This window comes from Trichocoleus desertorum AS-A10, from assembly GCF_039962155.1.
Lineage (GTDB): Bacteria > Cyanobacteriota > Cyanobacteriia > FACHB-46 > FACHB-46 > Trichocoleus.
Genome location: NZ_JAMPKN010000005.1, coordinates 90,170 through 115,742, shown reverse-complemented (window position 1 = coordinate 115,742; position 25,573 = coordinate 90,170). Strand labels below are relative to the sequence as shown.

21 protein-coding genes are annotated in these 25,573 nt (G+C 48.6%); 7 read left to right on the top strand and 14 right to left on the bottom strand.

Annotated features, from left to right (window positions below; genetic code table 11):
* Positions 1-4: 4 nt before the first annotated feature.
* The 3 genes from rfaE1 to NDA01_RS10150 form a co-directional block, all read right to left on the bottom strand.
* Positions 5-1,027 carry a D-glycero-beta-D-manno-heptose-7-phosphate kinase gene (gene rfaE1 / locus NDA01_RS10160; RefSeq protein ID WP_348227856.1) on the bottom strand — a complete coding sequence of 341 codons (1,023 nt, stop codon included), beginning with the start codon at positions 1,025-1,027 and terminating at the stop codon, positions 5-7.
* A gap of 69 nt (positions 1,028-1,096) precedes the next feature.
* A complete protein-coding gene (locus NDA01_RS10155) occupies positions 1,097-2,302 on the bottom strand; it encodes an energy transducer TonB (RefSeq protein ID WP_348227855.1) in 1,206 nt (401 codons plus the stop codon).
* 219 nt (positions 2,303-2,521) lie between these two features.
* The gene (locus tag NDA01_RS10150; protein ID WP_348227854.1) at positions 2,522-3,289 is read right to left on the bottom strand and encodes a precorrin-2 C(20)-methyltransferase; all 768 of its coding nucleotides are present in this window, start codon (positions 3,287-3,289) and stop codon (positions 2,522-2,524) included.
* 204 nt (positions 3,290-3,493) lie between these two features.
* Here NDA01_RS10150 and NDA01_RS10145 point away from each other — a divergent pair, with 204 nt between their 5' ends.
* Positions 3,494-4,120 (top strand): cytochrome b N-terminal domain-containing protein, encoded by a 627-nt coding sequence (locus NDA01_RS10145; protein ID WP_348227853.1) that lies wholly within the window; start codon positions 3,494-3,496, stop codon positions 4,118-4,120.
* A 26-nt stretch (positions 4,121-4,146) separates the two neighbouring features.
* Here NDA01_RS10145 and NDA01_RS10140 read toward each other — a convergent pair whose 3' ends face one another.
* The 8 genes from NDA01_RS10140 to NDA01_RS10105 all read right to left on the bottom strand — a co-directional run bounded on the left by NDA01_RS10140 (position 4,147) and on the right by NDA01_RS10105 (position 14,333).
* Entirely contained in the window at positions 4,147-6,114 is a 1,968-nt protein-coding gene (locus NDA01_RS10140; protein WP_348227852.1) for a cation:proton antiporter, read from the bottom strand.
* A gap of 169 nt (positions 6,115-6,283) precedes the next feature.
* The gene (gene mltA, locus NDA01_RS10135; RefSeq protein WP_348227851.1) at positions 6,284-7,471 is read right to left on the bottom strand and encodes a murein transglycosylase A; all 1,188 of its coding nucleotides are present in this window, start codon (positions 7,469-7,471) and stop codon (positions 6,284-6,286) included.
* 34 nt (positions 7,472-7,505) lie between these two features.
* Positions 7,506-7,757 carry a hypothetical protein gene (locus NDA01_RS10130; protein WP_190438355.1) on the bottom strand — a complete coding sequence of 84 codons (252 nt, stop codon included), beginning with the start codon at positions 7,755-7,757 and terminating at the stop codon, positions 7,506-7,508.
* Positions 7,758-7,852: 95 nt separating this feature from the next.
* On the bottom strand, positions 7,853-8,620 hold the full coding sequence (locus tag NDA01_RS10125; RefSeq protein ID WP_190555382.1) for a hypothetical protein: 768 nt from the start codon (positions 8,618-8,620) through the stop codon (positions 7,853-7,855).
* An 894-nt stretch (positions 8,621-9,514) separates the two neighbouring features.
* A complete protein-coding gene (locus NDA01_RS10120; RefSeq protein ID WP_190438362.1) occupies positions 9,515-9,889 on the bottom strand; it encodes a Mo-dependent nitrogenase C-terminal domain-containing protein in 375 nt (124 codons plus the stop codon).
* Between the two features lie 399 nt (positions 9,890-10,288).
* Positions 10,289-12,046, bottom strand: a complete 1,758-nt coding sequence (locus NDA01_RS10115) for a ribonuclease J (protein WP_348227850.1) — start codon at positions 12,044-12,046, stop codon at positions 10,289-10,291.
* A 290-nt stretch (positions 12,047-12,336) separates the two neighbouring features.
* Entirely contained in the window at positions 12,337-13,221 is an 885-nt protein-coding gene (gene dapA, locus NDA01_RS10110; RefSeq protein ID WP_348227849.1) for a 4-hydroxy-tetrahydrodipicolinate synthase, read from the bottom strand.
* Between the two features lie 68 nt (positions 13,222-13,289).
* Complete coding sequence (locus NDA01_RS10105; protein WP_348227848.1) at positions 13,290-14,333, bottom strand: aspartate-semialdehyde dehydrogenase; 1,044 nt, start codon at positions 14,331-14,333, stop codon at positions 13,290-13,292.
* Between the two features lie 841 nt (positions 14,334-15,174).
* On the opposite strand from NDA01_RS10105, the gene tig reads away from it, so the two are divergent.
* The 5 genes from tig to NDA01_RS10080 all read left to right on the top strand — a co-directional run bounded on the left by tig (position 15,175) and on the right by NDA01_RS10080 (position 20,217).
* Complete coding sequence (gene tig / locus NDA01_RS10100) at positions 15,175-16,593, top strand: trigger factor (protein ID WP_348227847.1); 1,419 nt, start codon at positions 15,175-15,177, stop codon at positions 16,591-16,593.
* Between the two features lie 279 nt (positions 16,594-16,872).
* On the top strand, positions 16,873-17,568 hold the full coding sequence (gene clpP / locus NDA01_RS10095; RefSeq protein WP_190438383.1) for an ATP-dependent Clp endopeptidase proteolytic subunit ClpP: 696 nt from the start codon (positions 16,873-16,875) through the stop codon (positions 17,566-17,568).
* Between the two features lie 7 nt (positions 17,569-17,575).
* A complete protein-coding gene (gene clpX, locus NDA01_RS10090) occupies positions 17,576-18,916 on the top strand; it encodes an ATP-dependent protease ATP-binding subunit ClpX (RefSeq protein WP_190562716.1) in 1,341 nt (446 codons plus the stop codon).
* A gap of 91 nt (positions 18,917-19,007) precedes the next feature.
* Positions 19,008-19,961, top strand: a complete 954-nt coding sequence (locus NDA01_RS10085) for an alpha/beta fold hydrolase (protein ID WP_348227846.1) — start codon at positions 19,008-19,010, stop codon at positions 19,959-19,961.
* A gap of 55 nt (positions 19,962-20,016) precedes the next feature.
* On the top strand, positions 20,017-20,217 hold the full coding sequence (locus NDA01_RS10080) for a hypothetical protein (RefSeq protein WP_190555390.1): 201 nt from the start codon (positions 20,017-20,019) through the stop codon (positions 20,215-20,217).
* Between the two features lie 50 nt (positions 20,218-20,267).
* Here NDA01_RS10080 and ctpC read toward each other — a convergent pair whose 3' ends face one another.
* Both ctpC and ispG read right to left on the bottom strand, forming a co-directional pair.
* The gene (gene ctpC, locus NDA01_RS10075; RefSeq protein ID WP_431193362.1) at positions 20,268-21,554 is read right to left on the bottom strand and encodes a carboxyl-terminal processing protease CtpC; all 1,287 of its coding nucleotides are present in this window, start codon (positions 21,552-21,554) and stop codon (positions 20,268-20,270) included.
* A gap of 219 nt (positions 21,555-21,773) precedes the next feature.
* On the bottom strand, positions 21,774-23,000 hold the full coding sequence (gene ispG, locus NDA01_RS10070) for a (E)-4-hydroxy-3-methylbut-2-enyl-diphosphate synthase (RefSeq protein ID WP_190562722.1): 1,227 nt from the start codon (positions 22,998-23,000) through the stop codon (positions 21,774-21,776).
* A 178-nt stretch (positions 23,001-23,178) separates the two neighbouring features.
* Here ispG and NDA01_RS10065 point away from each other — a divergent pair, with 178 nt between their 5' ends.
* Positions 23,179-23,874 carry a hypothetical protein gene (locus tag NDA01_RS10065; RefSeq protein ID WP_348227845.1) on the top strand — a complete coding sequence of 232 codons (696 nt, stop codon included), beginning with the start codon at positions 23,179-23,181 and terminating at the stop codon, positions 23,872-23,874.
* Between the two features lie 579 nt (positions 23,875-24,453).
* Here the strand turns inward: NDA01_RS10065 and NDA01_RS10055 are convergent.
* Positions 24,454-25,557, bottom strand: coding sequence for a glycerate kinase (locus tag NDA01_RS10055; RefSeq protein WP_348227843.1), 1,104 nt, complete (start codon positions 25,555-25,557; stop codon positions 24,454-24,456).
* Between the last annotated feature and the right edge of the window lie 16 nt (positions 25,558-25,573).

Here is a 25,573-nt window from a genome sequence, read left to right as displayed (position 1 = left end):
TTACTTAGTTCAGTAAATTTTGTAAGGCTAGTTTAATTTCAGAGGTAGTGGTTGTAGCAGTTCCAAACTGCCGTACCACAATGCTGGCTGCTAAGTTACCTAGAACAGCGGCTTCCCATACCGATGCTCCTGCAGTTAACCCCAGGGTTAAAGCTGCTACGACAGTATCGCCTGCCCCAGTGACATCAAATACGTCAGTGCGGTTAAAAGCAGGAATATGAGATTCCCCCCCTGATTGCTCAAACAGGGTCATACCTGCTTCCCCACGGGTGATTAGAATATTTTGGGCCTCAGTTAAGTCTAAAAGATCACGTCCCGCTCGACTCAAATCCTGGGGAGTCGCGATCGCATAACCAACGGCTTGCTCTGCCTCTGGCAGGTTGGGCGTAAACAACAGGGCACCTCGATAGCGGTTCAGTTCTTTCTGAGCGTCCACAATCGTGCAAGGATGCTGCAAAGCGGCGGCAGCTACTAATTGGGTGAGAGTGCCATCCCCATAGTCTGAACAAACAACCGCATCTACGGTGTCTTGATGTTGCTGAATATACTGCGCTAATTGGAGCTGTAACTCTAGGTCTGGTGGCTCATCCGATTTGCGATCGACCCGCACAATCTGCTGCGTTACTGACTGACGAGCATGCCCAGAAATGCGAGTTTTAGTCACAGTGGGACGCTGGGCATCGACTAAGACTCCTTGAGTATCAATCCCAGCACTGGCGAAAATCTCGCGAATCACCTGTCCTTGCTCATCCTTGCCAATCAGCCCTACCGCCTTGACCTGGGCTCCCAACTGAGCAAAGTTATAGACCGCGTTCGCGCCGCCTCCCGGAACTTGCCTGGTATTTTCATGCCGAATAATCAGCACCGGAGCTTCACGAGAAATCCGCTCTACTTGACCTGTGAGAAATTCGTCTAGGGTTAAATCTCCCACCACAAGAACCTTCGCCTGACTAAACTGCTCCAAGTAGTGAAACAGTTGGTCAGCCGCAGCGGTTAATTGCTTTGTAAACGAACGGTCTAAAGCCATATCTGCTGAAGCAGCCTAAGCTACCTGGAACAAACTTACAAAATTTGTTACACAAGTTCAAACAAAAACTTAGCTAGGGGGTGCTTCCTCTGAAGGGATATCAGCACAAGTATCACTGCTGTAGTTAAACGGTAGGCTGACTAAATACGGCTGAGACTCACCTGTTCCCTCAAACTCGTAGGCTCTGACTGCTTCTTCGGCCTTTTGGTTGAGCAGTCGGTAGCCAGCACTTTGAATCTGAGCAAGTTCACCCACAATTTTGCCATCAGCATCGACGACAACGCCAAACGTCGCTTGCCCGTTTAACTTCCGGGGACAGGCTGCTGTTGGGTAGCTCGGTTTTAACTCTAAACGCTTAAAGTCTTTCCCTGTTGATTGTGAGGTTTCCTCAGTCCAATCCGATAAAGTACCGGAGGCTTCCTCGTTGCTGGTACCTGTTGCGTCGTAAGCATAAAGTTCTTGCTGCCTTTGTTGGGCTTCTCGCAGTCTCGCGATCGCCTCAGCAGGAATTTTATCTGGTCGGGGGCCAGGGGCGGGGGGAGGTGTGTTTGGGGCAGCAGCCTGCTCCGTCTCTGGAGGCGGAGCCTGAGTTGTAGCTGGAGGAGTGTTTTGTTCTGGTGAGTTGCTAGGAGGCTGGGGCTGTGGAGTTACTGGCTCAGAGGGGCTAAGGTCTGTGGGTGGGAAATTGATTGTCTCAGGAGCGCTGGCTTCTAGCTGTGGCAGTTGAGGTAGATTTTGGGATTGCAAGGCCTGAGAATTCTGCTGAATCGCGTCTAGACCCGGTTGATCTTGAAAGGCGATCGTAGGTCTGGAAGATTGAGCGGGTTCCGAGATTCTAGGGGCTGGCGTATCGGGAATGGGAATTTGAGTCGTGGGAAGCCCTAAAGGAGCGGGTAGGGGCACGGACGGAGAAAAAGAAAAGCCTGAAGGGGGCGGTGCGAAGAGGGGAAGATTATAGGGGGACGAACTAGAGCTAGGCAGTGAGTTGGACGACTGTAGGGACGGCAGGGATGGAAATAGGTTTGTGGTCTTGGGCAGAGGAGGCAAGGAAAGTTGGGGGGTAGCAAAGCTGGGTAAACGGCCTTGTTCTGCTGGCGTCAGCTCCACCAGTTTTACAGGTCTTTGCGCCTCAGATTCGGTGGTTTTTGAGGATAGAGGTAAAACAGGTAGAACAACCCAGAGCAGCCCGTGAACCCCGACGGAAGCAATAGCTGCAATCCCGCTGGGTTGGCGCAATACTTCGGGCAGAGACTTAATCAAGGACCAGTAAGACATAACCGTGACAATCCGCTCCGCTCAAGCATCAACAACCGACATCTCGTTTGGTACTAAAAAAGCACGCACTCAAATCTTAGCCTCAGGACCTTAAACTTTAACTGGCTCATGATTGTAAGGATGAGCGGCTTAAAACTGCACGTAATACCACGATGGGCCCACGATGGGCTGTATGGGAAGACATTATAGTGGCGCTAAAAGTTGCCTACACCACCTGAATTAACTACCAACAAGACTAGGGGCTGTAACTTGCACAATCAGCAGTGAGAAGTAAGACAGTTGGAGGTTAGGGCGATCGCTCAGATTCGCATAAATTACCTGCTCTGGCAACGTGGCTCGCTCAACCACATAACTACGATTTAAAAGTTGCTGCTGCTGCAAAATGGCCCATACCTGTTCGTACACAGAACTAACTTTCATTAAAACCACCACATCTGCCCATTGCAGCGCGGTTTCTAATTCTGATACATGGTACAGCGCTGGTAGCACCACGAGCCGCTGCGCTTGCATGGTCAAAGGAATACCTAAAGTCGCCGCCGCAGCTAAGGGAGAACAAATCCCTGGAATGGTCTGCACCTTAGCTTCTGGGTAGAGGTGTTGCAAACTTTGAGCTAGATATGTGAAAGTGCTGAAAAAGCTGACATCCCCCTCAGAAACAAAGGCTACATCTTGGCCTTGCTGTAAATAGGGCCAAACCGACTTGGCGGCTTGCTGCCATGCTTGAGTCAGCGTATCTGTATCTTGAACATAGGGGAAATTTAGGGCTAAGCGCACTTGATGGGGCTGTAACCACTCAGCCACAATCTGCTCAGCCATGCCGAGTTTGCCTTTTACTCCTGCTGGAAAAGCAACGACTGATGCTTGCTTTAGTAGGCGTAGCCCTTTGAGCGTGAGAAGTTCTGGATCGCCTGTACCCGCGCCAATGCCATACAAGGTTCCAATTTCGGCGATCGCAGGTTCAGTTGAGTTTGCGAATGCAGCAGTCACCAATTCATCCTTTGCAATAGTCTCTTCTGAGTCTGACATATTCGCTGCTCGTTACTTACGCTTAGTCGATGACGAGCTAGGTTGAACGTTGGCGATAAGTCCTGAGATCTAAATAATTTTCCAGTTCTGCGACCTGCGATAGAGTGGCTGATTCTGGCATCCTTTGTTAATTTAAGAGTTAACAAAACTACACATTAACGAGCCATGAAAAACGTGCAGTACGCGGTAGTTTGGCGGCGACTCGCTACGGTTTTGGCTGTAGCTGTTTTGACTTTGAGTCTCATAGCAGCGATCACAGGAATTTTGCTCGCGTTCTATTACGAACCTACGGCGGGCGGTGCTTACGAGTCCTTGCGATTGATTAACACTGAAGTCACGAATGGTTGGTTGATTCAAAACCTGCACAGCGTAGCTGGCAATGGCCTCATTGCTATTTCCCTCATCCAAATTGTGGTGATGTTTCTCGGAGAGCGTTTTCGCTCCAGTTGGTTAACAGCTTGGATTAGCGGTATTTTGCTGACTTTGACGGCGATCGCCTTAGGCTGGACCGCTATGATCTTGAGCTGGAGCCAACTTGGTTATTGGCGCTTCAAGATTGAATTAGAAACCATCCAAGCCATCCCCTTGATTGGACCTGCCTTACGCGAAATTTTGACAGGTGGTTCAGTCAGCACAGTTACGGTGGAGCATCTTTACACTTTGCACAGCTACTTGCTAGCTATTGGAGCCGTTTTGCTCGCGGTCATTCACCTAGTCAGCTTGTTGTTTCAAGAAAAAGAAGCTAAGCAGGCTGATGTTGGAAATACCAATCTAGATGCGGAATTGTCTTAAAAGTTAAACCTCTTATCTAATCTCACTTAACTTGAGATAGAAGGTGGTACAACTTCTGTCTCCCTAGGCGTTACTTGGGCTTCTACCAAGACAGGAGTTTCTAAGGCAGGTTCGGGAGCCGGAATTTCTTCTACTGCGGCTAATTTCTCTAAGGTGAGGCGAGGCTGGGTTGTGCCAGATAGCAACTTTAGCAAGGTAGGCCGAGGGTCATGTAATAGATAAATGATGCGATCGCCCGCTTCCCACTCTTCCTGGGCAGGCATAATTTGCAAATGGTCATCGCGCTCTAGGAGTATTGGAATCAGCTCACCGGAGCGAATCAAAGCTTGCAGATGAGCCTGCTGAAAAGCAAAACCCTCATCCCGTAGCATCGTCTCGCCCAGCTTGACTGCACCGCTGCTCAAATAGTCGTTCCAAGCTTTGATGGGGAGCTCTGGAACAAAAGCTTGATGCACTTTATGGCTCTTATTAACAGCACTCGCTTGAGGATCGCGTGGGAAAACAGCGAGAACGCGAGGCGGATGAAATTCTTCGGCGGCTCGTTGTGCGAGCACCACATTCACTTCACCGTTGTTGGTCATAGCCAGAAAGGTGCCAACTGAGCCTAGTCCTGCTTCTTCTAGCACTCCAGCATCTAGACCACTGCTAACAAAAACCCGCACATTCTCCTCTGCTGCTAAACGACAGGCTTCAGCATCTGTGTCAATCAAGACTACAGCTTCACCGCGTTCATCAAATAAGCGCGCCAGAAGACGACTGAGAGGACTACAGCCAATAATGACCGCACCTGTCGCTTGAGTGGAGGTGATGCCCAGCCAGCGAGCGACCCAACCCGCAGACAGACCTTGAACAAAGACGGTCATAAGGATTGTCAAAAAAACTAAGGCCTTAATCGCATCTCCCCCGTTAATCCCGCGTTCGGTCAGCAAAATGGAAAATAAGGAAGCAACCGAAGCGGACACAATGCCTCTAGGAGCTACCCAACATAGAAACAGTTTTTGTCGCCAGTTCAGGTTGCTGCTCCAGGAGGTACAGAGCCAGATGTTGAGCGGGCGGACAACGAACATCAAGACTAAGACTGTGAGTACCCCACCTGGGCCTAAAGCGAAAATACTAGCGATCGAAAGATCGGCTGAGAGCAGAATAAATAAAACCGAAACTGCCAACGTGGTCAACTGTCCTTTGAAGCGTCGGATCAAGCGTTCTTCCGGCAGTGAGGATGCTCGTAACATCATTCCAGCGGCCACTGTTGCCATCAAGCCTGACTCACTTCGGAGCATTTGCGCCAAGCCAAACAAGCCCCAGAGCCCCGCTAAAACGATTAAGTTTTTGAGATCATCTGATAAGAAGCGGGCTCGTTTAATCACAAAGCCTAGTGAAAGACCCCCCACCAAACCGATACCACCGCCAATGCCCAGTCGGAGCATTAAGCCACTAAATACTAAAACTGGGTCGGCATCACCGTTGAGAATGATGTTGAGCACTACCACAGCCAAAATAGCTCCCACCGGATCGATCAGGACGCCTTCGCCTTCCAGCAACGCTGCCACCTGACGATCAACCTGTACTTGCTTCAGCAGGGGGCTAATGACGGTAGGTCCAGTGACGACCACGAGAGAGGCATAAAGAAACGCGATCGGCCAAGGAAATTCACTTAGCCAATAAGCCGCAATACCACCACCGACTAAGGTAATCAGAGTGCCGATTGTCACTAAGTTGCGGAGGCTCCCGGAAACTCGACCCAGCTCTCCGAGCTCTAGATTGAGTCCCCCTTCAAACAAAATCAGCGCTACGAAGAGTGAGACAATCACTTCTAACCCAGTGCCGAGCAAATTTGGGTGCAAGATATCTAAACCATCAGAGCCCAGCAGAATGCCAAAAAGGAGCAAGAAAACGATGCTCGGCACTTTGCAAAATTCGGCAATCACCTGAGCACTGATGCCTGCGATGACTGTAATGATCATCAGCAGTGTAATTTCAAAGGATGCTTCCATAGGCGCTACTGTTGCAGGCTTTGGGTCTCTGTCTAGACGCCTTACTGATTTAAGGGCAGTGTCTTATAGCAATGGCAATGTAGAGATGGGTAGCTCGTTTGCCTATCTTTGAAAGTGAGACGCTTCTATAGACAGGGTACAACCTCAACAGCAGTAGGTAGAAATAGGGTTACTGCTTCAGTAATAGATAGTAGAGTTGACCCGTTGAATTTGTCAGGCCCGCGCGATCGCCTGCCTTCACCCCTGTACCCATGAAAATATCAACTCGTCCTGGGCCTTTAATGGCGCTTCCCGTATCTTGATCCAAGACGTAGCGGCTCACGGGGCGTTGTTCTAATTTGCCAGCCGCACTTGGCTGGGGCAGCGGGGTGTCAATCAAAGCTAGAGCACCGGGTGGCATGAGAGATTTGTCGGTTGCGATCGATCGCTCAGCCGTTACGGGCACGCCTAAACTACCAGTTGCCGCTGCACCATAGGTTTCTCGAAAGAACACGAAACTGCGGTTGCGTGGCAAATAAACGTCGAGGTCTTCAGGATGCTGATGAAAGTATTCCAGCAAATTAGGCAGTGTTAGGTCTTCCAGACGCATCTTGCCATCTTTGACTAACTCGCGGCCAACTCCGGTGTAAGGATGATTGGTCTTGCCCGCAAAGCCAACGGTCATTGTGCTGCCGTCCGTCATTTGCAGGCGAGCCGAACCTTGCACTTGAATCAGAAATGCTTCTAGGCGATCGCGCAACCAAACCAACTCCAGATTCTTCAGCGGCCCCTTGGCAAATTGCAGCCCATCCTTTCCTTCCAATCGAGCCCTGGTTGGCTGAGGTTTAGACCACTCAGCTAAACCGGGCGGTACCCGAAATAGAGGATAGCGATATTCATCTGTACGGACACGGCTAGCAGTATAAGTAGGCTCAAAGTAACCTGTATAGGCAACAGTGCCTTGGTTGTCTTTGCCCACGGCTCGATACAAAACAAACTCCCGCTGCACGGCTGCCTTTAGCTCTGCTGCAGAGCGGGACTTTATCACCAACTGGCGAAATCTAACTAGACTGCGACGCACGCGATCGCGGCTAATTCCGGGCACCGAATGCTTCTGATAATCTGCCGCTGCTTTAGGAGTTTGGAGATAGGCCAAACTATGGTCGATCGCCGCTAATAAAGCTGCCCGATCCCCCGGCTGGCCTGCTTGAGGCCAGATTTTGTCGTCAAGCCCGAGGGAGGTCGGTAGCGAAACAGATGAAGTAACAGGTTGCAGGGGTTGAACTGCAAAAATAGGCTGATGAGTTGCTGTGAGCGTAACTCCAAAACTGAGAGCAACGGCAGCAAGCCATCTTTGAGCCTTAGCAAAGCCAGACATACTTTAGGTTGAGTGGAATAAAGAATCTAACGAGCTAGTATCGCTCGACGCTAGAATTGAACACCGGTTCCACTCGAATCGCTATAATCCGCGAGGGTCGAGCCACCATGTACTCGCCCTGAATATTTTTGATCGGGACACTGATGAAGTCATCAGACGAGGATTTGGGCACTAGCTCGCCGCTGTACCACTTTTGGAATTCTTGAATGGTAGGGAAACGGACTTCTTCCCGATGGCCTCCATCAAATAGGAGGTGAACAATGAACTCATTCGGGGTTCTAGGCATACTGTCGAAACTATCCTGAATACACCGACATTATTATGGGCTCTGAATCGGCGAAAATCGACAATTCCTTGCGAAGACTTGTTAGAAAGCTAGATTTACGAGAGCAAGCTGAATCGCTGTAACTGAGTTTCTACCAAGCTGGGTAAAGCTTTGCTTAAGTCTTTAGCGTCCTTAAACACTAAGCGATTCTGGCTGGGTAAATCGAAGGGAAACTGCCCTGGCAAATCGGAGCGGTCCATTTGAGCCAAAAGGATCTGTTCGGTGCGCTTGCTTTGCAGGGCATAACCAACTTCAACACAAACCTTAGGGCTCGGAATCAACTGCGGTGGTTCAGCGCTAATTTTAGTGATGGGGGTGCTGTCAGCGACAAAAAGCAAGCTCTGGCGAATTTTTCGCATCAAGGTACTGCTGAGCCGCACTGGTCCTTCTGTCAGGCGATGGGACTCTTCTAAGCTCAGGGGTAAGCGCGATCGCCGATTTAGTTTTTCAATTAGGTCTTGGAGTGCGTCTCGCAAGACATCACTGGATTGGTTGTACTCGGTTTGGTAGCAGAGAAAAATGGTTGGCTCCAGATGAGCCATCACTTCTTGCTTGGTGAAGTAAATTTCGTGACTAATTAGATCAATATTCGAGATCGCGTAGCCACCACTCCCTTCGATGTAAAACTCGATAGTTTCCCCTTCTAGGTAGCGCTGAAACCAAGCAGAGCGTTTGACTTCTTCAGAGTCTTCTAAGAAGTCAGCTCGCAAACCAGATTTCAGTAGGCTATTTTTACTTAGGCGTAAATCATGGGGACGTTTCTCCAGTTCTCGAATCGGCTCATACTGCTGGAGGTACCAGGCTTTCAGGGCAATAATGGCCATGATACGCGTTTACCTATTGGCTGGAATTTCTATAAAGATAACGACAATAACAGAAAGTTTAAACGACAACAACACCCAAGCCTTCACTGAGTAACTTCCTCTGGTTCATCGATTATGGGCAGAGTTGCTTTGATTGAATTAATTCACAATCAACGCCAGAGCTCCCAATTAGCCAATTGATGAGGAAGTATCAGTATCACACTTGAGTGCTGTTGCGACGATGCGAGACAGATTTTGTAAAAACAGCGCTTTTTACCTCTTGCTGAATGGACACTTGGCTGTTAAATCTGCCAGGGAAGCTTAATTGCTTCACTTATCAATATAGCGTCCCCGATTCTAGAAGCAAGACGGTGAAACTAAAATTTACTGCTGTGAGAGTACCTAACAGTTTTGAGCGTTACGAAGCTTTAAATACTTACTCTGCAAGGCTTGTGACAGCTTCAGCTATTGAGCCTGACTTCAATTCAGGCTGCATGAAATGAGCGAGGTTAACTGAAAATAGTTGAGCTAGCTTTAGGAATTGAGATTTTCAGCTATTAGAGTAAAAGTAATGAGAACTAAAACATTTAGGTTTAGGAAAGATTTAAATAAGCAAAAACATAAGGTTTTGCCTCGCTAATTCAATAGCTTATTGCAGACTATTGTGTGATGACGAAAAGTCTAATGGATTTACAGATTTCGGTGTTGATCTTTTGTAGCGGTCTAAAGAATCAACTAGTTAAATCTATGGGTTAAATGAGACTTGGGTATCTCTGTCTCAAAATCATTTCGGCTCTTCTTGCAGCCAAGGTTTTAATTGGATAACAATCCTATATAAACAGTTAGCGTTGAGTGGATGCAGCAGCTCTAATTCTTTGCCGAAGGCCTGCGATCGCTCGACTGCCTACTGGATGACTAACAGTAGCGCGTTACATCTTCACCACATTTGTCTGCCAAGTAGCAAAGCGCTCGGAACCGTAGACCTACCACTTCCTCATATAAAGGATTGAGTTTGCACATGGGAGGAATATGAAACAAAGTGCGACCAAACAGTTTAACGTCACGCTCAAAGGGGCACTGAGAAGGGATGAGTTGGCAAAGCCGATGAGCTAGGGCTGGAGTCGCAACTTCGACTTGCTCTAGCCATTGACGCATAGGTTGCCAAAAATCAAATTTAGCTTTTGCAGGGGGGCGTAGAGGGCTTGCTGTCGTTTCAGAGTCTTGACTGGAAGAGAGCCAAGTCCAGCTAACCAGGGCCAAATTTTCGGATGTGCATTCAGAAGTATTCATACTGCCTTTCCTGTGAATTAGTAGATGGTATGGAACCCTGCTTGCAGCTACAGCCCCTCAACGGGAAATATCGGATCGGCTGGGAAATGGTTGAGTAGACTTTGAGAAAACTGAAGGAGCGCTTAACTGAAGTTGGGCTTTCATCTATTCCAACACTGCTATTGTGTCTAAGATCCGGACAATCCTGAGTGAGCGATTTCACGGAAGTTTTGTGAATGTCCTCTCTCTAGTTCAGTGACTTCCGTAAGGATACGTCTATGACGGTCATCACCAAAATGGACTGCTATAAAAAAAGAGATAGGGGAAGCACGTTCCTCGCCTATCTCTACTTAGGTTTGCAATTGTAGTTTTATGCAGTGCTACGACTCAGCCGCCCGCTCGCAAAATAACGGCCAGCTTCTAGGAAGCTACTTTGGCAGTGGAGCGCCGACGATTTGTGGTGATTTTTGCGGGTGGCTTCTCAGGATTTTGCATCAGGAAGACCAAAAGTGGCTTGCTTTGCAACTCACGTCGTAGCAACCGCTGTACGGCTGACTCAATCTGCGCTTGTAATCCTACCCAATCCACTTCAATTTGATCGTCTTCTAGAGACTGTACAAATTCCCGCCAGCGATCGCTCAACACGCTCTCAATGGCTCGGTTAATCAGCTTTTGCAGCAGCGATCGCTCCAGGGTGGTAACCACGCCACGCAGATGTACTTCCGGCTGAGTTAACAATTTGCCATCCCAACCAACCGTAGCAGCCACGGTGACAACACCATCTTCAGCTAGGTGCTGACGCTCTTGGAGGACGTTTGCATTGACGACTCCAGCCCGATCCACTAGCTCAATCCCAGAAGGTACCTTGCCCGCAACTTGAATGCTATCCGGAGCCACTTCAACCACATCACCGTTATTGATGATGACCATATTTTCGGCGGGAATGCCCATGCTTTGAGCCGTTTGAGAATGCTTAACTAGCATTCGGTGCTCGCCATGTACGGGCAAGAAGAACTTAGGCCGAGTTAGGGCGATCATTAGTTTCTGGTCTTCTTGGCAACCATGACCAGAGACGTGAATCCCCTGCTCGCGACCATAGATCACCTTGGCCCCCTGGATCATCAACTTATCAATCGTGTTAACCACAGCGATCGTGTTACCAGGGATGGGGTTGGCAGAGAACACAATCGTATCGCCGGGGCGCACCTTGATTTGGTTATGTTCGCCGTTAGCAATTCGAGTCATGGCAGACATAGGTTCGCCTTGAGACCCGGTTGTCAAGATCAGTACCTGCTCGGGAGGTAAATGTCGGATTTCTTGAAGCGGCTTGAATAAACTATCTTCACACTTGATGTAACCCAAATTTCGCGCATGAGCAATCACGTTCAGCATGGAACGGCCAATCACCGAAACAAAGCGGTTACGTTTCTTGGCCAACTCCAAAATCATGTTGATGCGATGCACAGATGAAGCAAAGGTAGTAACGAGTAACCGACCTTCTGCTTGGCTGAAAACGCGATCTAAGTTCGGGAAGACAGAGCGCTCAGAAGCGGTGAATCCAGGCACCTCAGAGTTGGTAGAGTCGCTGATCAGACAAAGAACGCCTTTCTCACCATGCTCAGCTAGCTTTTGGATATCAAAATGCTCGCCGTCTACGGGTGTGTGGTCAAATTTGAAGTCACCTGTGTGTATCACTACACCTACAGGGGTGTGTAGGGCTACGGTATAGCTGTCGGCGATCGAGTGGGTGTTGCGAATAAATTCTACAAAGAAGGACGAACCGATCCGCACCATATCTCTAGGACGAACGGTACGCAATTCAGTTCTGTCGGCAACACCTGCTTCTTCTAACTTGCCTTCTAGCAAAGCCATGGCTAGGCGAGGGCCATAAATGACAGGGATGTCAAACTGCTTGAGGTGAAAAGCAATACCGCCAATGTGGTCTTCGTGACCGTGAGTCACGATCATGCCTTTAATTTTGTGGCGATTTTCCCGCAGGTAAGTGGTGTCGGGCAAGACGATATTGACACCATGCATGCCATCGGTCGGGAAAGCCAATCCAGCGTCTAGCAGCAGAATCTCATCATTGATTTCAAAAACGCAGGTGTTTTTGCCAATTTCATGGAGGCCACCTAAAGGAATAACTTTGAGAGCAGGAGCTGATTGAGTTTGAGTCATGTGTATCCTTAGTACGAGTTTTTTACGAATGTGTAGTTAAGGCAAAAGAGTTGATGAATAGGCCAGTAAAGCGGTGCAAAGTCGAAAAAATGGCTAACTGCACTGGAGGCTCATGGCGGGTCAAAAACTTTTCTAGAATCAAATGTTTGTCAAGAAATAGCCTTGCTCAAAGGGAGTAATGGAATATCAAGACATTTGCTAGAACTACAGTGATTCAGAGAGGGTGTGGTTAGAATATTTAGTTGTCTAGAAACTTCAGGGCGATTGCCCTACTCAACTCAGCCAGGATGCTAGAGCAGAGCCAACTCAGCGAGAACAGTCTTCAAGGCTGCGACAACATCGGTGGGTGGATCACAGAGCGGTAGCCGGGAAGGGCCTACCTCCCAACCTCGAAGTTTCATAGCTGCCTTGACAGGAATTGGATTTGTCGTCAAAAACAAAGCCTTAAATAAAGGAATGAGGCGCAGGTGAATTTGTGTGGCTGCCTGAACTTGTCCTTGTTCAAACGCTTGGATCATTTGTTGCAGTTCTGGGCCAACGATGTGGCTGGCCACACTAACAACACCTTTAGCTCCTACAGCGAGCAAAGGTAAGGTCAAGGAGTCATCCCCTGCATACATTGTAAATTCTGGAGGGGTCAATCGTCGAATTTGACTGGCTTGATCTACGTTACCACTGGCTTCCTTGATTGCCACAATATTAGGAATGTCAGCTAAGCGGGCCACGGTTTCGGGTTGTAGGTTCTGGCCCGTCCGACCTGGCACGTTATAGAGCATTAAAGGTAGATCAGGACTTGCTTGTGCGATCGCCTTAAAGTGTTGGTAGAGCCCTTCCTGGGGTGGCTTATTGTAGTAAGGCACAACCTGTAAAGACCCGTCTAAGCCTAGCTTCTCGGCTTTTTGGGTGGCAGCGATCGCTTCCTGGGAAGAATTCGAGCCAGTGCCTGCCATTACCTTAGCTTTGCCTGAAACAGCTTTTTGCACTACCTGAAACAGCTCGTACTCCTCATCCCAACTGAGAGTCGGAGATTCGCCTGTAGTGCCACACACAACCAGCGTATCTGTTCCATTATCGGCTAGATAAGCTGCTAGTTGCTCTGCAACAGAATAATTAACAGTGCCATCTGCTTTAAATGGCGTGAGCATCGCAGTGAGAACGCGTCCAAAATCTACCACGCTCTTTCAACTTCTCCTCATGATGAATAGGTCAGGAATTTTTAGCTGTGAGTCAGCAGTTGTCCTCATCAAGTCGCTAAGACAGGAGCCGCAGGCTGAAGCAGATTTCTTGCAACCAGTAATTCAGCAATTTGCACTGCATTGAGAGCCGCTCCTTTGCGAATCTGGTCTCCGCTCAACCAAAGTTCTAACCCACAGGGATGAGACAAGTCTTGACGAATTCGACCCACCAAAACTTCGTCACGGCCACTCGCTTCAATAGGCATCGGGAAATAATTAGCTTGCCAATCTTCAACTAATTTGACCCCAGGCGCTTGACTCAACAATTCTCTAGCCTGAGCCACATCAAAAGGTGCGTCAAACTCTAGGTTAATCGCTTCTGAGTGAGCCCGGAGTACGGGAACCCGTATGCAAGTTGCCGTGATTCTTAGCTCAGGAGCACCAAAGATTTTGCGAGTTTCATGCACCATCTTTAACTCTTCTTCGCAGTAACCCTGATCAGTCAGCTTAGAGTTGTGCGGGAATAAGTTAAAAGCTAGCGGGTAAGGAAAAACGTCACTAGTAGGAGTTTCACCTTGCAAGATTGCTTGGGCTTGAGCTTTAACTTCTTCCATTGCCCGGGCACCCGCGCCACTGGCAGATTGGTAAGTAGCTGCCACAACCCGTCTAATGGGTTGAATTTGGTGCAATGGCCAAATGGCAACTGACATCAAGATAGTAGTGCAGTTGGGATTGGCAATGATGCCTTGGTGCCTAGCAGCAGCGTCCGGATTAACCTCTGGAACGACCAATGGCACTTGGGGGTCCATACGAAAAGCACTGGAGTTGTCAATCACGACTGCTCCTGCTGCCACTGCCTTGGGTGCCCAAGCTTTAGAGATCGAACCTCCAGCGGAAGCCAGAACTAAATCTACATTGGCAAACGAATTTTCGCCGACGGCTTCGATGGGTAATTCTTCGCCTTGAAAGGTAAGGGTGCGCCCAGCCGACCGGGGAGAAGCCAGTAGCTTCAGCTCGGAAACTGGAAATTGGCGACTTTGCAACAACTCAATGAGTTCTGTCCCAACTGCACCCGTTGCTCCCAAAATAGCGACTTTATAAGACTGACCCAAATTAATTGCCTCCTGTGATACCGATAATTTTTGCGATTGAATAAAAAATATTTGAAGAAATATAAGGTTAGAGCTAAGTCTTTACAGGTAAATCTAAGAGTCGGTTGGCTAACTTTGCTGGATTTTTAGCTATTGGATCTGCTAGTTCACAAGGCTTTTTATAAGATTTTCTTTTGTTTAAGATTTATCAGATGAGGTTAAATCATGAATTTAGAGGTTTTCTTAGTGATAAGCCTCAAAAATTGAGGTTTCAACATCTTAACGGATTTTGTTCGTACTGAAAAATAGCTCACCTTGTCTAAGCAGGAGTTTCAGCACTCCTCAACTAAGATCTTCGCATAAGACTGGGTTTTATCCGCTTAACTTTGTGCTCTGGGGGGCGATCGCTGCTGAGCAAAGCTAGCTGTAACAATACGGGCACTAGATTGAGGGGCAAGAGCACTAAAGTCATTGGGTGCCTTTGAGTGCTACTCTGCCAAAGAACAGCCCAGATGAACTTTAGATCAAATTTAATTCATCTCGTTCATGGCTGGTTAGGATCGGTTAGGATAGCTAATTGCAGTTAAGCGAAATTTCCCCGAATTGCTGAACTGAGCTCTTTCGCTCTGACCTTTGGTTAAGTGACAGAGCAGGTGATTAGTCCTGTGAAAGCTAAGTCATACCGATCGCCCTGAGTATGCCCGGAGTACTTAATGCCTACAGTAATCAAGTTGTTGCTGGGCCAGGGGCTGACCTTTAATGTCAGGGATTGCTCAAGGAGACCTGTGCTTTAGGGCACTGTATCACAAACCTCAATCCCTGTTGAACCAGAAAGTTTAGTTGTCTAAAAACTGCAGAGCCAATGAAAGTTACCCAGGAAAAACTTCCCGCCAGTCAGATTGGTTTGGAAATCGAAATTCCACCAGACATGTCCAAGAAAGCCTACGAGCAGGTCCTGCAAGAGTTTACTCGCTCGGCTAATATCCCTGGGTTTCGGAAAGGCAAAGTTCCTCGTCAAGTATTGATTCAGCGCTTTGGTTCTAGTCGCATGAAGGCTGCGGCACTAGAAGAGTTGGTTCAAAACGGTGTCCGTCAAGCCGTTGAACAAGAAAAAATCGATGCGATCGGTAACTTCCAGTTGCGCTCTTCATTTGAAGACTTGGTGCAACAGTATGAACCTGGTTCTGTCCTCACTTTCTCTGCTGCTGTAGATGTTCAACCAGAAGTGAAGCTAGACCAATACACTGGCTTTAACGTTCAGGCAGAAAAAGCAGAGTACGACCCTCAGCAAGTCGATAAAGTTTTAGAAGAGCGTCGGGCTGAATTAGCAACTCTGATTCCAGTTGAAGGCCGCGCTGCCCAGCTGGGTGATACAGCTGTAGTAGACTTTTCTGGTCGCATAGTAGCTGAAGAAGGCGCTGAAGAAGAAGCCGCTGAAATCCCTGGCGGACAAGCTGAAGACTTCCAGGTCGAGTTGTCGGAAGGCCGATTCATTCCTGGTTTTATCGACGGCATGGTCGGCATGAATCCAGGGGAAACCAGAGAAGTCTCAGTCAAGTTCCCAGAGGATTATCCGCAAGCTGATTTGGCGGATAAACCAGCTGTCTTTACCATCACAGTAAAAGAGCTGAAGGAAAAGGAACTGCCAGCCTTGGATGATGACTTTGCTCAAGAAGTGAGTGAGTTCCAAACTTTGGCAGAGTTACGTGCTTCGATCGAATCCAATTTCCAAAAGAAGGCTGACAGCAAAACCGACGCGAATAAGGAACAAGCGATCATCAGTGAGTTGCTGAAGCAAATTGAGGTTGATTTGCCCATGACCTTGATCGATCGCGAAGTTGACTACATGTTGACCCAAACCGCGATCGAGTTACAAAACCAAGGGCTGGATATCAAGCGGCTGTTCACCCAAGACATGATTCCTCAATTGCGAGAGCGATCGCAGCCCGAAGCCGTTACTCGGATCAAGCGCACACTGGCTCTAGGCGAAGTAGCGAAGCGGGAGTCCATTCAGGTCGAACCTGAGGCGATCGAGACTCGTATCAAAGAAGTCATGGAGCAGTATAGCGATCGAGACATCGACCACGATCGTTTGCGAACCGTGGTTGAAGAAGATTTGTTGAAAGAAAAAATCCTCAAGTGGCTAGAAGAGCGCTCCACGATTGAACTTGTACCCGAAGGTTCTCTCACTCAGAGTGAAGAAAGCGAGGAGCTAGCTTCAGCAGAGGTTACAGATGAACCGGAAACTGCTGCTCCAGCAGAAACAGAGGCTAGTGAGTAGTCTTACGTAAATTTTCTTGAGGGAGCGATCACTTTAAACTCACTCTACGGCTCTAGCCGATAGAATGACTGGTTAGCTACCTAGCCGTAATTAAGCGGGTTTCTCGTGCATTTCTCCCTCACCTACAGCCAGTCTTAGATGAGTTGAGGCATAATGATCGCATATAACAGATACAAGCGTTACGACTTTCCTCAAGAGTGTGTGCTCCTAAAGGTCCGTAAATAAACGCTCGAACTGTTTGGTTGATGTCACAGTCCTGAACTTCAGTTCTTAGCCCCTATGTTGGTATCTCAGTCCCTTTACTCCCCTATCAGCAGCCTGAACTTGCTAGACGTTGCTTCTACTGGCCCCAGCAACGTCATCCCGATGGTAGTGGAACAATCTGGTCGGGGTGAGCGGGCGTTTGACATCTACTCACGGCTCTTGCGGGAGCGCATTGTATTCCTAGGAACGCCAGTTGATGACGCGGTCGCTGATTCCATCGTGGCTCAACTCCTGTTTCTAGAAGCAGAAGATCCAGAGAAAGATATTCAGCTTTACATCAACTCGCCAGGTGGTTCCGTCACGGCTGGTATGGCAATCTATGACACCATGCAGCATATTGGCCCAGATGTTGTGACTATGTGTTTTGGATTGGCTGCTAGCATGGGAGCCTTTTTACTCTCAGGCGGAGCCCCAGGCAAGCGCATGTCACTGCCTAGTTCCCGGATTATGATCCACCAACCGCTAGGTGGAGCGCAAGGTCAAGCTGTTGACATTGAAATTCAAGCCAAAGAAATTCTGTATCACAAGCGCAAGCTGAATGAGCTATTGGCTGGTCATACAAATCAGCCTTTAGAGAGGATTGAAGCGGATACTGAGCGCGACTTCTTTATGTCGGCAGTTGAAGCAAAAGACTACGGTTTAATTGATCAAGTTATTTCTAGGCAGAACATTCCCCTTCCGGGAGAGGCTGTCACCGCACTGAAATCATGAGGCAGTTATGTCTAAGTACGACTCCCATCTGAAATGTTCCTTCTGTGGCAAGTCTCAAGAGCAGGTTCGCAAATTGATTGCCGGACCAGGAGTCTACATTTGCGATGAGTGTGTCGACTTGTGTAACGAAATTCTGGATGAGGAACTGTTTGACTCTAGTGCAGCAGCTCCTCAGCCAACTCCTCGGCGTGAGCAACCGGCAGAGAAGCGACGCACTCGTGCTTCTAGTCTCTCGCTGACTCAGATTCCTAAGCCTCGGGAAATTAAAAAACACCTAGATGAGCACGTCATCGGTCAAGATGAAGCCAAGAAAGTGCTATCTGTCGCAGTGTATAACCACTACAAACGCCTCAGCTTCATTCAAGCTAAGGGAAGTGCTAAGCCGACTGACGACCCTGTAGAATTGCAAAAATCTAACATTCTGCTGATTGGTCCTACTGGGTGTGGCAAGACTCTGCTGGCTCAAACGTTGGCAGAGATTCTGGATGTGCCTTTTGCGGTCGCTGATGCCACAACGCTAACCGAAGCAGGGTACGTCGGTGAGGATGTCGAAAATATTCTACTGCGCTTGCTACAAGTGGCAGATCTGGATGTAGAAGAAGCCCAGCGAGGCATTATCTACATTGATGAAATTGATAAAATCGCCCGTAAAAGCGAGAACCCCTCGATCACCCGTGATGTTTCCGGTGAAGGGGTGCAACAGGCGTTGCTGAAGATGCTAGAGGGAACAGTTGCGAATGTACCTCCTCAAGGAGGCCGTAAGCATCCCTATCAAGATTGCATCCAGATTGACACTAGCAACATCCTGTTTATTTGTGGTGGAGCTTTCGTTGGTCTTGACAAAACCGTGGAGCAGCGGATTGGCAAGAAATCGATTGGCTTTATTCAAGCAGGCGACGGTCAATCGAAAGATAAGCGAACCGCAGATATCCTGCGCCACTTGGAGCCAGATGACTTAGTCAAGTTCGGCATGATTCCAGAATTTATTGGCCGCTTACCCATGGTGGCAGTGGTCGATCCGCTGGATGAAGATGCCCTATCTGAGATTCTGACTGAGCCTCGCAATGCTCTGGTGAAGCAGTACCAGAAGTTGCTGAAGATGGACAATGTCCAGTTGGAGTTTAAGCAAGAAGCTGTGCGGGCGATCGCTCAAGAAGCCTATCGTCGCAAGACTGGGGCACGGGCGCTGCGGGGTATTGTGGAAGAACTGATGCTAGATGTGATGTACGAGCTACCCTCCCGCAAGGATGTGACACGCTGCACGATTACCAAAGAGATGGTGGAGAAGCGCTCAACCGCCGAGCTATTGCTACATCCCTCGTCCTTGCCTAAGCCTGAATCTGCGTAGTTAGTGCAGCCAAGCGATGTGGCAGCTTGAGTAGTAGGTTTTTTAGCCAAAAACCTGTAATCTCAATCTGGAGTTTAAAACCTGCTTAGCAATGCCTTATATTCCAATTCGTGGTGTTAATCACTACTATGAGTGGATTGGTACGTCGGACCACTCTAAGACCTCTGGAAAGCCAATTATGGTTTTTGTGCATGGTTGGGGTGGTTCGGCGCGGTATTGGGAAAGTACAGCTCAAGCGCTCTCAGATACGTTCGATTGTCTCCTCTACGATCTCCGAGGGTTTGGTCGTTCCTGTTTACCTGCTGATCAGCAACCAGGCGCAGAAAATCAACAAGCAACTTTACAGCAAAGTGTAGACAAGACAGTGACAGCTGAAACAGAACTGCTGCAAGCAGCTGAGAGCACTGAAGACTTAATCTATGAACTGGAAAGCTATGCGGATGACCTAGCTGCTTTACTGCGAGCGCTGGGATTAGAGCGAGTTTATCTGAATGCTCACTCGATGGGAGCTTCGATCGCGGTCTTTTTCTTGAATCTTTACCCACAGTTTGTAGAGCGGGCAATTCTGACCTGTAGTGGCATCTTTGAATACGATGAAAAAGCGTTTAGTGCTTTTTATCGCTTCGGCGGCTATGTCGTTAAGTTCCGCCCCCGTTGGTTGGCTAAAATTCCTTTTGCCAACCGCATGTTTATGGCGCGGTTCTTACACAAACCTTTACCAGATGCCATTAGCCAAGCTTTTTTAGAGGATTTTCTCTTAGCTGACTACAAAGCTGCGCTTGGAACCATTTTTACTTCAGTGAGCAAAAAAGCAACAGAAGTGATGCCGCGGGAGTTTACTAAGTTAACGGTCCCTACTTTATTGATTGCAGGGGAGCATGACATCATCATTCCGGCGTCAATGGGGCAGCAGGCAGCCGACTTGAATGAGAAAGTAGAATATTCGCTCATTCCTAGCACTGCTCATTTTCCGATGATGGAAGACCCAGAAACTTATCTACAGCGTGTACGGGACTTCACGCATGTCAAACAGCCTAGCCTATAGTGGATGGCATGCATGTTTTGATGACGGTCCACTGGAGCTAACTGGGAGGGTCTGGATGAGTGACGAAGAAGCTTGGTTTGTCGTCAAGCAATCTAATGGGTCTTGTGAGGTTTGGTCTGCGGCTCAGATTGAAGCCAAGCAATCTCAAGCACAGTCTACAGATTTAGCGCCACAATGGGGACCATTCAAATCGCAGACTGAAGCGATCGCCCGCCGAGTGGGTCTAATTCGTGCGGGCAAGTGTCAACCCGTCTAAAGCCAAGAACTAGAAGCTGATTTAGGGTGAGCCGTGACTCACCCTATTGCTTACCGCGTGCTAGATTCTGCACGGGTACCTTTTTGAGCTGCAACTTTTTGGGTCAGAACTGTTAAGGCTTTGGCGTATTGCGGATCGGCTTCAGTGCCTACCTTATCGCGATCGCGACTCAGTTCTTCTCGCTGAGTATCGCTGAGTTCGATGACCACATCAGGAGCAATACCATGCTTGTTAATATCAACACCGTCAGGCGTGAGGTATTTGGCAATTGTCACCGCTAAACCCGAACCATCGCCCAGACCTCGCACTGACTGAACTAAGCCCTTACCAAAGGTTTGCGTCCCCACCAAAACGGCTCGGTCATTGTCTTGCAAAGCGCCGGACAGGATTTCGCTAGCGCTAGCGGAACCCCCATCTACCAAAACAACTAGGGGTTTATCTGTCAGAGCGCGACGATTGGCTTTTTCCCGGTCTGTTTCGCCTTGTCGATTGACCGTAGAGACGATCGCGCCGTCGTCTAACCACATGCGGGCAATTTCAATACTGGAGTAGAGCAGACCACCGGGATTAGAGCGCAGATCCAGAATGTAGCCATCCACCTGCTTTTGCTCTAGATCTTGAATGGCTTTTCGCATCTCCAAGGAAGCATTTTGGCTAAATTGGGACAAACGAATATAGCCAACATTGGCATTGGGCGCTTGTTGAGTGGTGTATTTGACTGGGTGGATTTCAATGCGATCGCGCTTCAGCCGAAACTCTAATTCCTCTTTTCCCCTCAAAACGGTCAGGGTGACTTGAGAACCAACAGGACCGCGAATCAAGGTCACAGCCTTATCAACATCCATCCCTTCGGTGCTCTTTCCATCAATTCTGAGAATTGTGTCCTTGGCAAGCACTCCAGCTTTAGCCGCAGGTGTATCTTCAATCGGAGCCACAACCACCAGCTTCTTGGTTTTCTCATCCTGAGACAACTGAATACCCACGCCAGTCAGTTCACCAGACGTATCAATCTGCATGTTCCGGAACTCAGTCGGGTCCATGAACCGGGTGTAGGGATCGTTCAGCTGCTTGAGCATTTCCCGGATGGACTTGTAGGCTTCCTCTTTATTGCTGTAGGAGCGGTTTAGGTACTGGCTGCGAACTGCCTTCCAGTCAACCCGATTGAACGTACCGTCTACATAGGTGCGATCGATGATCTGCCAGACTTCGTCAACTATTTCTTTAGGACTTTCGCGAAAAAAGGCTTGACTTTTAGATAGATGAATGCCAGCTCCAGTGATGCTGACAGCAGTGAGTGCAACTGCTGTTGCACCTAAAACAAGCCCGCGTTTTGTCATGTCCATACGCCTACTGAGCTGGAAGGGATTGGTCTGGAAAAGGTACAGCGTGCATTTGTGCTGAAGAAATCTGTCTAACCGAGCAGCTTTGGTTAGAACCTCACACCCTCAGGACTCAGACTGAATCTCATTGGTTTTCAATCTAAAGCCTTGCCAATAGAAAGACTATAACAACTTTATTTCGCAAGCCTCAACCCAAGAAGAAAATCCATGCCTGATTTAAGGATCAACCCACCGACCATCCGCTTTGATCAAATTAATTAACTCTGTCACCCCTTGATCTTCCGGAACTTTCTTGATTTCTTCCCGACCTCGGTACAGAGAAATATAGCCAGGTTGCTTGCCGACATAGCCATAGTCAGCGTCTGCCATTTCGCCAGGCCCGTTGACAATGCAGCCCATCACGGCAATATCTAGTCCTGTGAGGTGCTTGGTTGCTTCGCGAACTTTGTGGAGAACTTCTTCAAGATTAAACAGGGTACGACCGCAGGAAGGACAGGCGACATACTCCACCATCGTCTTCCGCAAACCCAAAGCTTGCAGAATGCTGTAACAAACTGGAATCTCTTTTTCGGGGGCTTCTGTGATCGAGACGCGAATGGTATCGCCGATGCCGTCTGCCAGAAGTGGCGCTAAGCCAGCGGTGGACTTGATCCGACCATATTCGCCATCCCCCGCTTCAGTCACTCCCAGGTGAAGGGGATAGTTCATGCCCAACTCATCCATCCGCTTCACCATGAGGCGGTAGGCGGCCACCATGACCGGAACCCGTGAAGCCTTGAGAGAAATGACCAGGTTATGGAAGTTTAGCGACTCACAGATCTGAAGAAACTCGATCGCGGATTCCACCATGCCTTCGGGGGTATCGCCATAGGTAAATAGCATACGCTCAGCCAAAGAGCCATGATTGACTCCAATCCGCATGGCTTTGCCTTGATCTCGTAAAGAAATTACGAGCGGCTCTAGGGTTTCGCGAATTTTGGCTCCGATTTCATCAAATTCTGCTTGGGAGTATTCGGTGCGATCGCTCTTCGGCTTCTCAAACACGTACAGCCCTGGGTTAATTCGGACTTTATCGACGTGCTTGGCCACTTCCAGGGCAATCTTCATGCCGTTGTGGTGCACATCAGCCACCAGAGGCACAGCTTGATAAGTTTCTGCTAATTTCTGTTTAATGTCTTTGAGCGCGTAAGCATGGGCCAAACTAGGCACCGTTACCCGCACAATTTCGCAGCCGATTTCGTGGAGGCGGCGAATCGCGGCAACTGAACCCTCAATATCCAGGGTGTCCTCGTTAATCATCGATTGCACGACGACTGGGGCACCTCCACCGATCGTGACATTCCCAACCTGGACAGGGCGAGTTTTGCGCCGCTGGATGGTGGTGTCAACAAAGGTTTGGCTGGAGGGATCGGAGGTGGTAGGTGGCGTGGGCAGGGTTTGCATACGCTGATGGCTGGCTTCTAGACCAAGACAAATAAGTGTTTCTCTCTACCTCTCAGATTGCCACAGTTAGGCTCCTTTTAGCCGAGGGAATTGAAATTTGCGTAATTCTCTTAGCAGAGCTAGTAGGTACTGATCACGAATTCACAAATTTGCAATCAGGGAAACTACAGTGAGCAACATGGATGTTTTAAAGGCATCAAGCTTGATTTTGTTGGGTGCTAGTGTGGGTGCTTTATTACTCACTACAGGGCCACAAGGAGCGATGGCTGGGACCGCAACAGATGTCTTGTGCCGCAAATCTCCACAAAATTCTCAGTGCGTAGGTCAAGGAACGCCTTCACAAAGCACTAACAGTTATGCAGCGACTAATAAGGCAAATCTGCAAGTGGTCAACGTTGATCAAGACTGGCGATCGCCGAAAGCAGAAATTCCTTGGTCAGAACCTGTGATAGTACGCGATCAGTTTGATGGTGAGTATTTAGCTGTATTTGACAAGAGCCACTCTGGCAGCGCTTTTTGGACTGGGCGAGAGTCGGGTGTCGTCACCCAATGGACCCCAACAAAAATTGCTGTATTCCCTTACAAGAAGACTAGCTCTTGTGGGTTTTTAACTTGTAACAATGTGATGGACTCGTCTCTAGTTGGCAAAGCGCTAGAAATTAAGTTAGGGAGTCAGGTCTTCAAGCTAGAGGGCGAAGATAGTACATTTACAGTGACCCCTGAGTTGGCAAAAGCCTTACGAAGCGCCCCTGACGAGGAAGTTGTAATCAGAGTTACTTTGGCGGGTAACGGCTCGACGGTCAAAAATAAAATTGGTAAGGGCACTGTTCAATCCTGGAAAACGGTTTACCAGGCAGTAGAGCCAACTCCTTAAAAAGCGATTAAGTAAGAAAGGCGATCGCTCCTCTACACTCAAAGCGATCGCCTTTTTGAACTCTCAAAATCAGAAATTATTCTGTTGGGAAATCTGGGAAAACCCATTGAGGTGGCTCACTCACTCTCCTGCGGGCACGTTCCTCGGCAATTTCTAGCATTTTATCGAGTGAGTTATTGGCTATAAACTTTGTTGCTGCCTCCTTGTACTCCAAGTTTGGGCATCGATCCCCAAGGACACAACCGTTCTTACAAGCTTCGGCACAGTTTATAGATTCAGACGTCACTTCTCTTCTCCTAATCTCAAAATGATAGTGAGTTAAAGCAGCTTTTTAGATTTGTCAGCAAAGGCGATCGCTCTTTCAGATTTTACCTCCAGAGATCGCGCTCTCCACCCGAAACTTGAGACCTTTTGCGATGGCGGGGATCAAGGCTCAAATTAAGCTCTGTGACTGCTGCTGTCTAATGGCTCGGTTTGAGTGGCAGCTTAGAAGCCAGGGAAAAGAAAGCAATCTTCCCTGAAGATCATTTTGGCGATCGCTTCACAGATTGTTACTTGCCGAGGTAGGTGTGAACGGGGTTAAGCCTCAGTAACACTTTGACTTTCAGGAGCGAGGTCTTGAGGTCGATAAATAGTTCCAGGTGAATGATCGGGGTTAACTTCAACTACTAAATCAACGTAACGGCGATCGCGCGTTAGGGGTTGGATAAATAGCTCAGGATGCAGCGCCTTCCAGAAATATTCGACAAACTGATCAATTTCGCGATCGCTCATGCCGCTTTTGCCAGCCGTAATCATTTGGTGTTCGGCTTGCCGTCGCCATTGTTGACTTAAGTGGTAATCAGTAGGATGCAGCACCATCAAGCGATCGAGTCTTGACCAGAGCGGTAAATAATTTTGCAGTTTTGCGTTCATATCTCGCGCAAACTCACGATCTGCTTCGGTTACAATCGGAGATGGTGCGGTAGCAAATGCTGCTGGGTCAATCGGGCGAACCCCGACAAACCAACCTTCAAACAGCACAATTGCCACATCCTTGACTACCTCTGGTACGGTTCTGTCCCCTGCTCCATTAAACGCAGATTTATCAAACCGAGGAACTTGAATCGAAGCGGACGGGTCAGTATGGCATAGCTGGTCTAAAACCATGCAACCTAAATCCACATCGTGAGTTCCCGGTGGGCCACGCCAAGTGAGGCGAGGGTCTTCAGCTCTTAGGCGTAGCCGATCTGGATAAGTTTTGTACAGATCGTCGAGCGAAAAACTAAGGGTGCGATACCCTAAGTGGCTAAGTAGCAAGGTCAAGATCGTAGCTAGAGTAGTCTTGCCTGTTCCCTGTCCACCCAAAATTCCCTGGATGAAGGGGCGGCCTAACGCTTGATGGCTTACTGCCAACTCTAAAGCTAAGGGCAGCCATAAATTCCATAAAGGAACTAGAAACTCAGATTCCAGGCAAAAGGTGTGCTGACAAAACTGTTGGATCGCTGGATAAACACCTTGAAACAGGTGCGATCGCACCTTGACAGTCTGGCTGACATTGGTAGAGTTGATGCCAAAGGCTTTCGCTCTCAATGAGTCTGCTAAAAGCCAAGTCTCTAGTTGCTGCTGAAGGACCGGGGTTGGTGCTTGTCCCATCGCCCAGTTTTGCAGAATGAGGTTCAAGGATGAATCTGATGGCTGCATACCTTTAAGCATGACT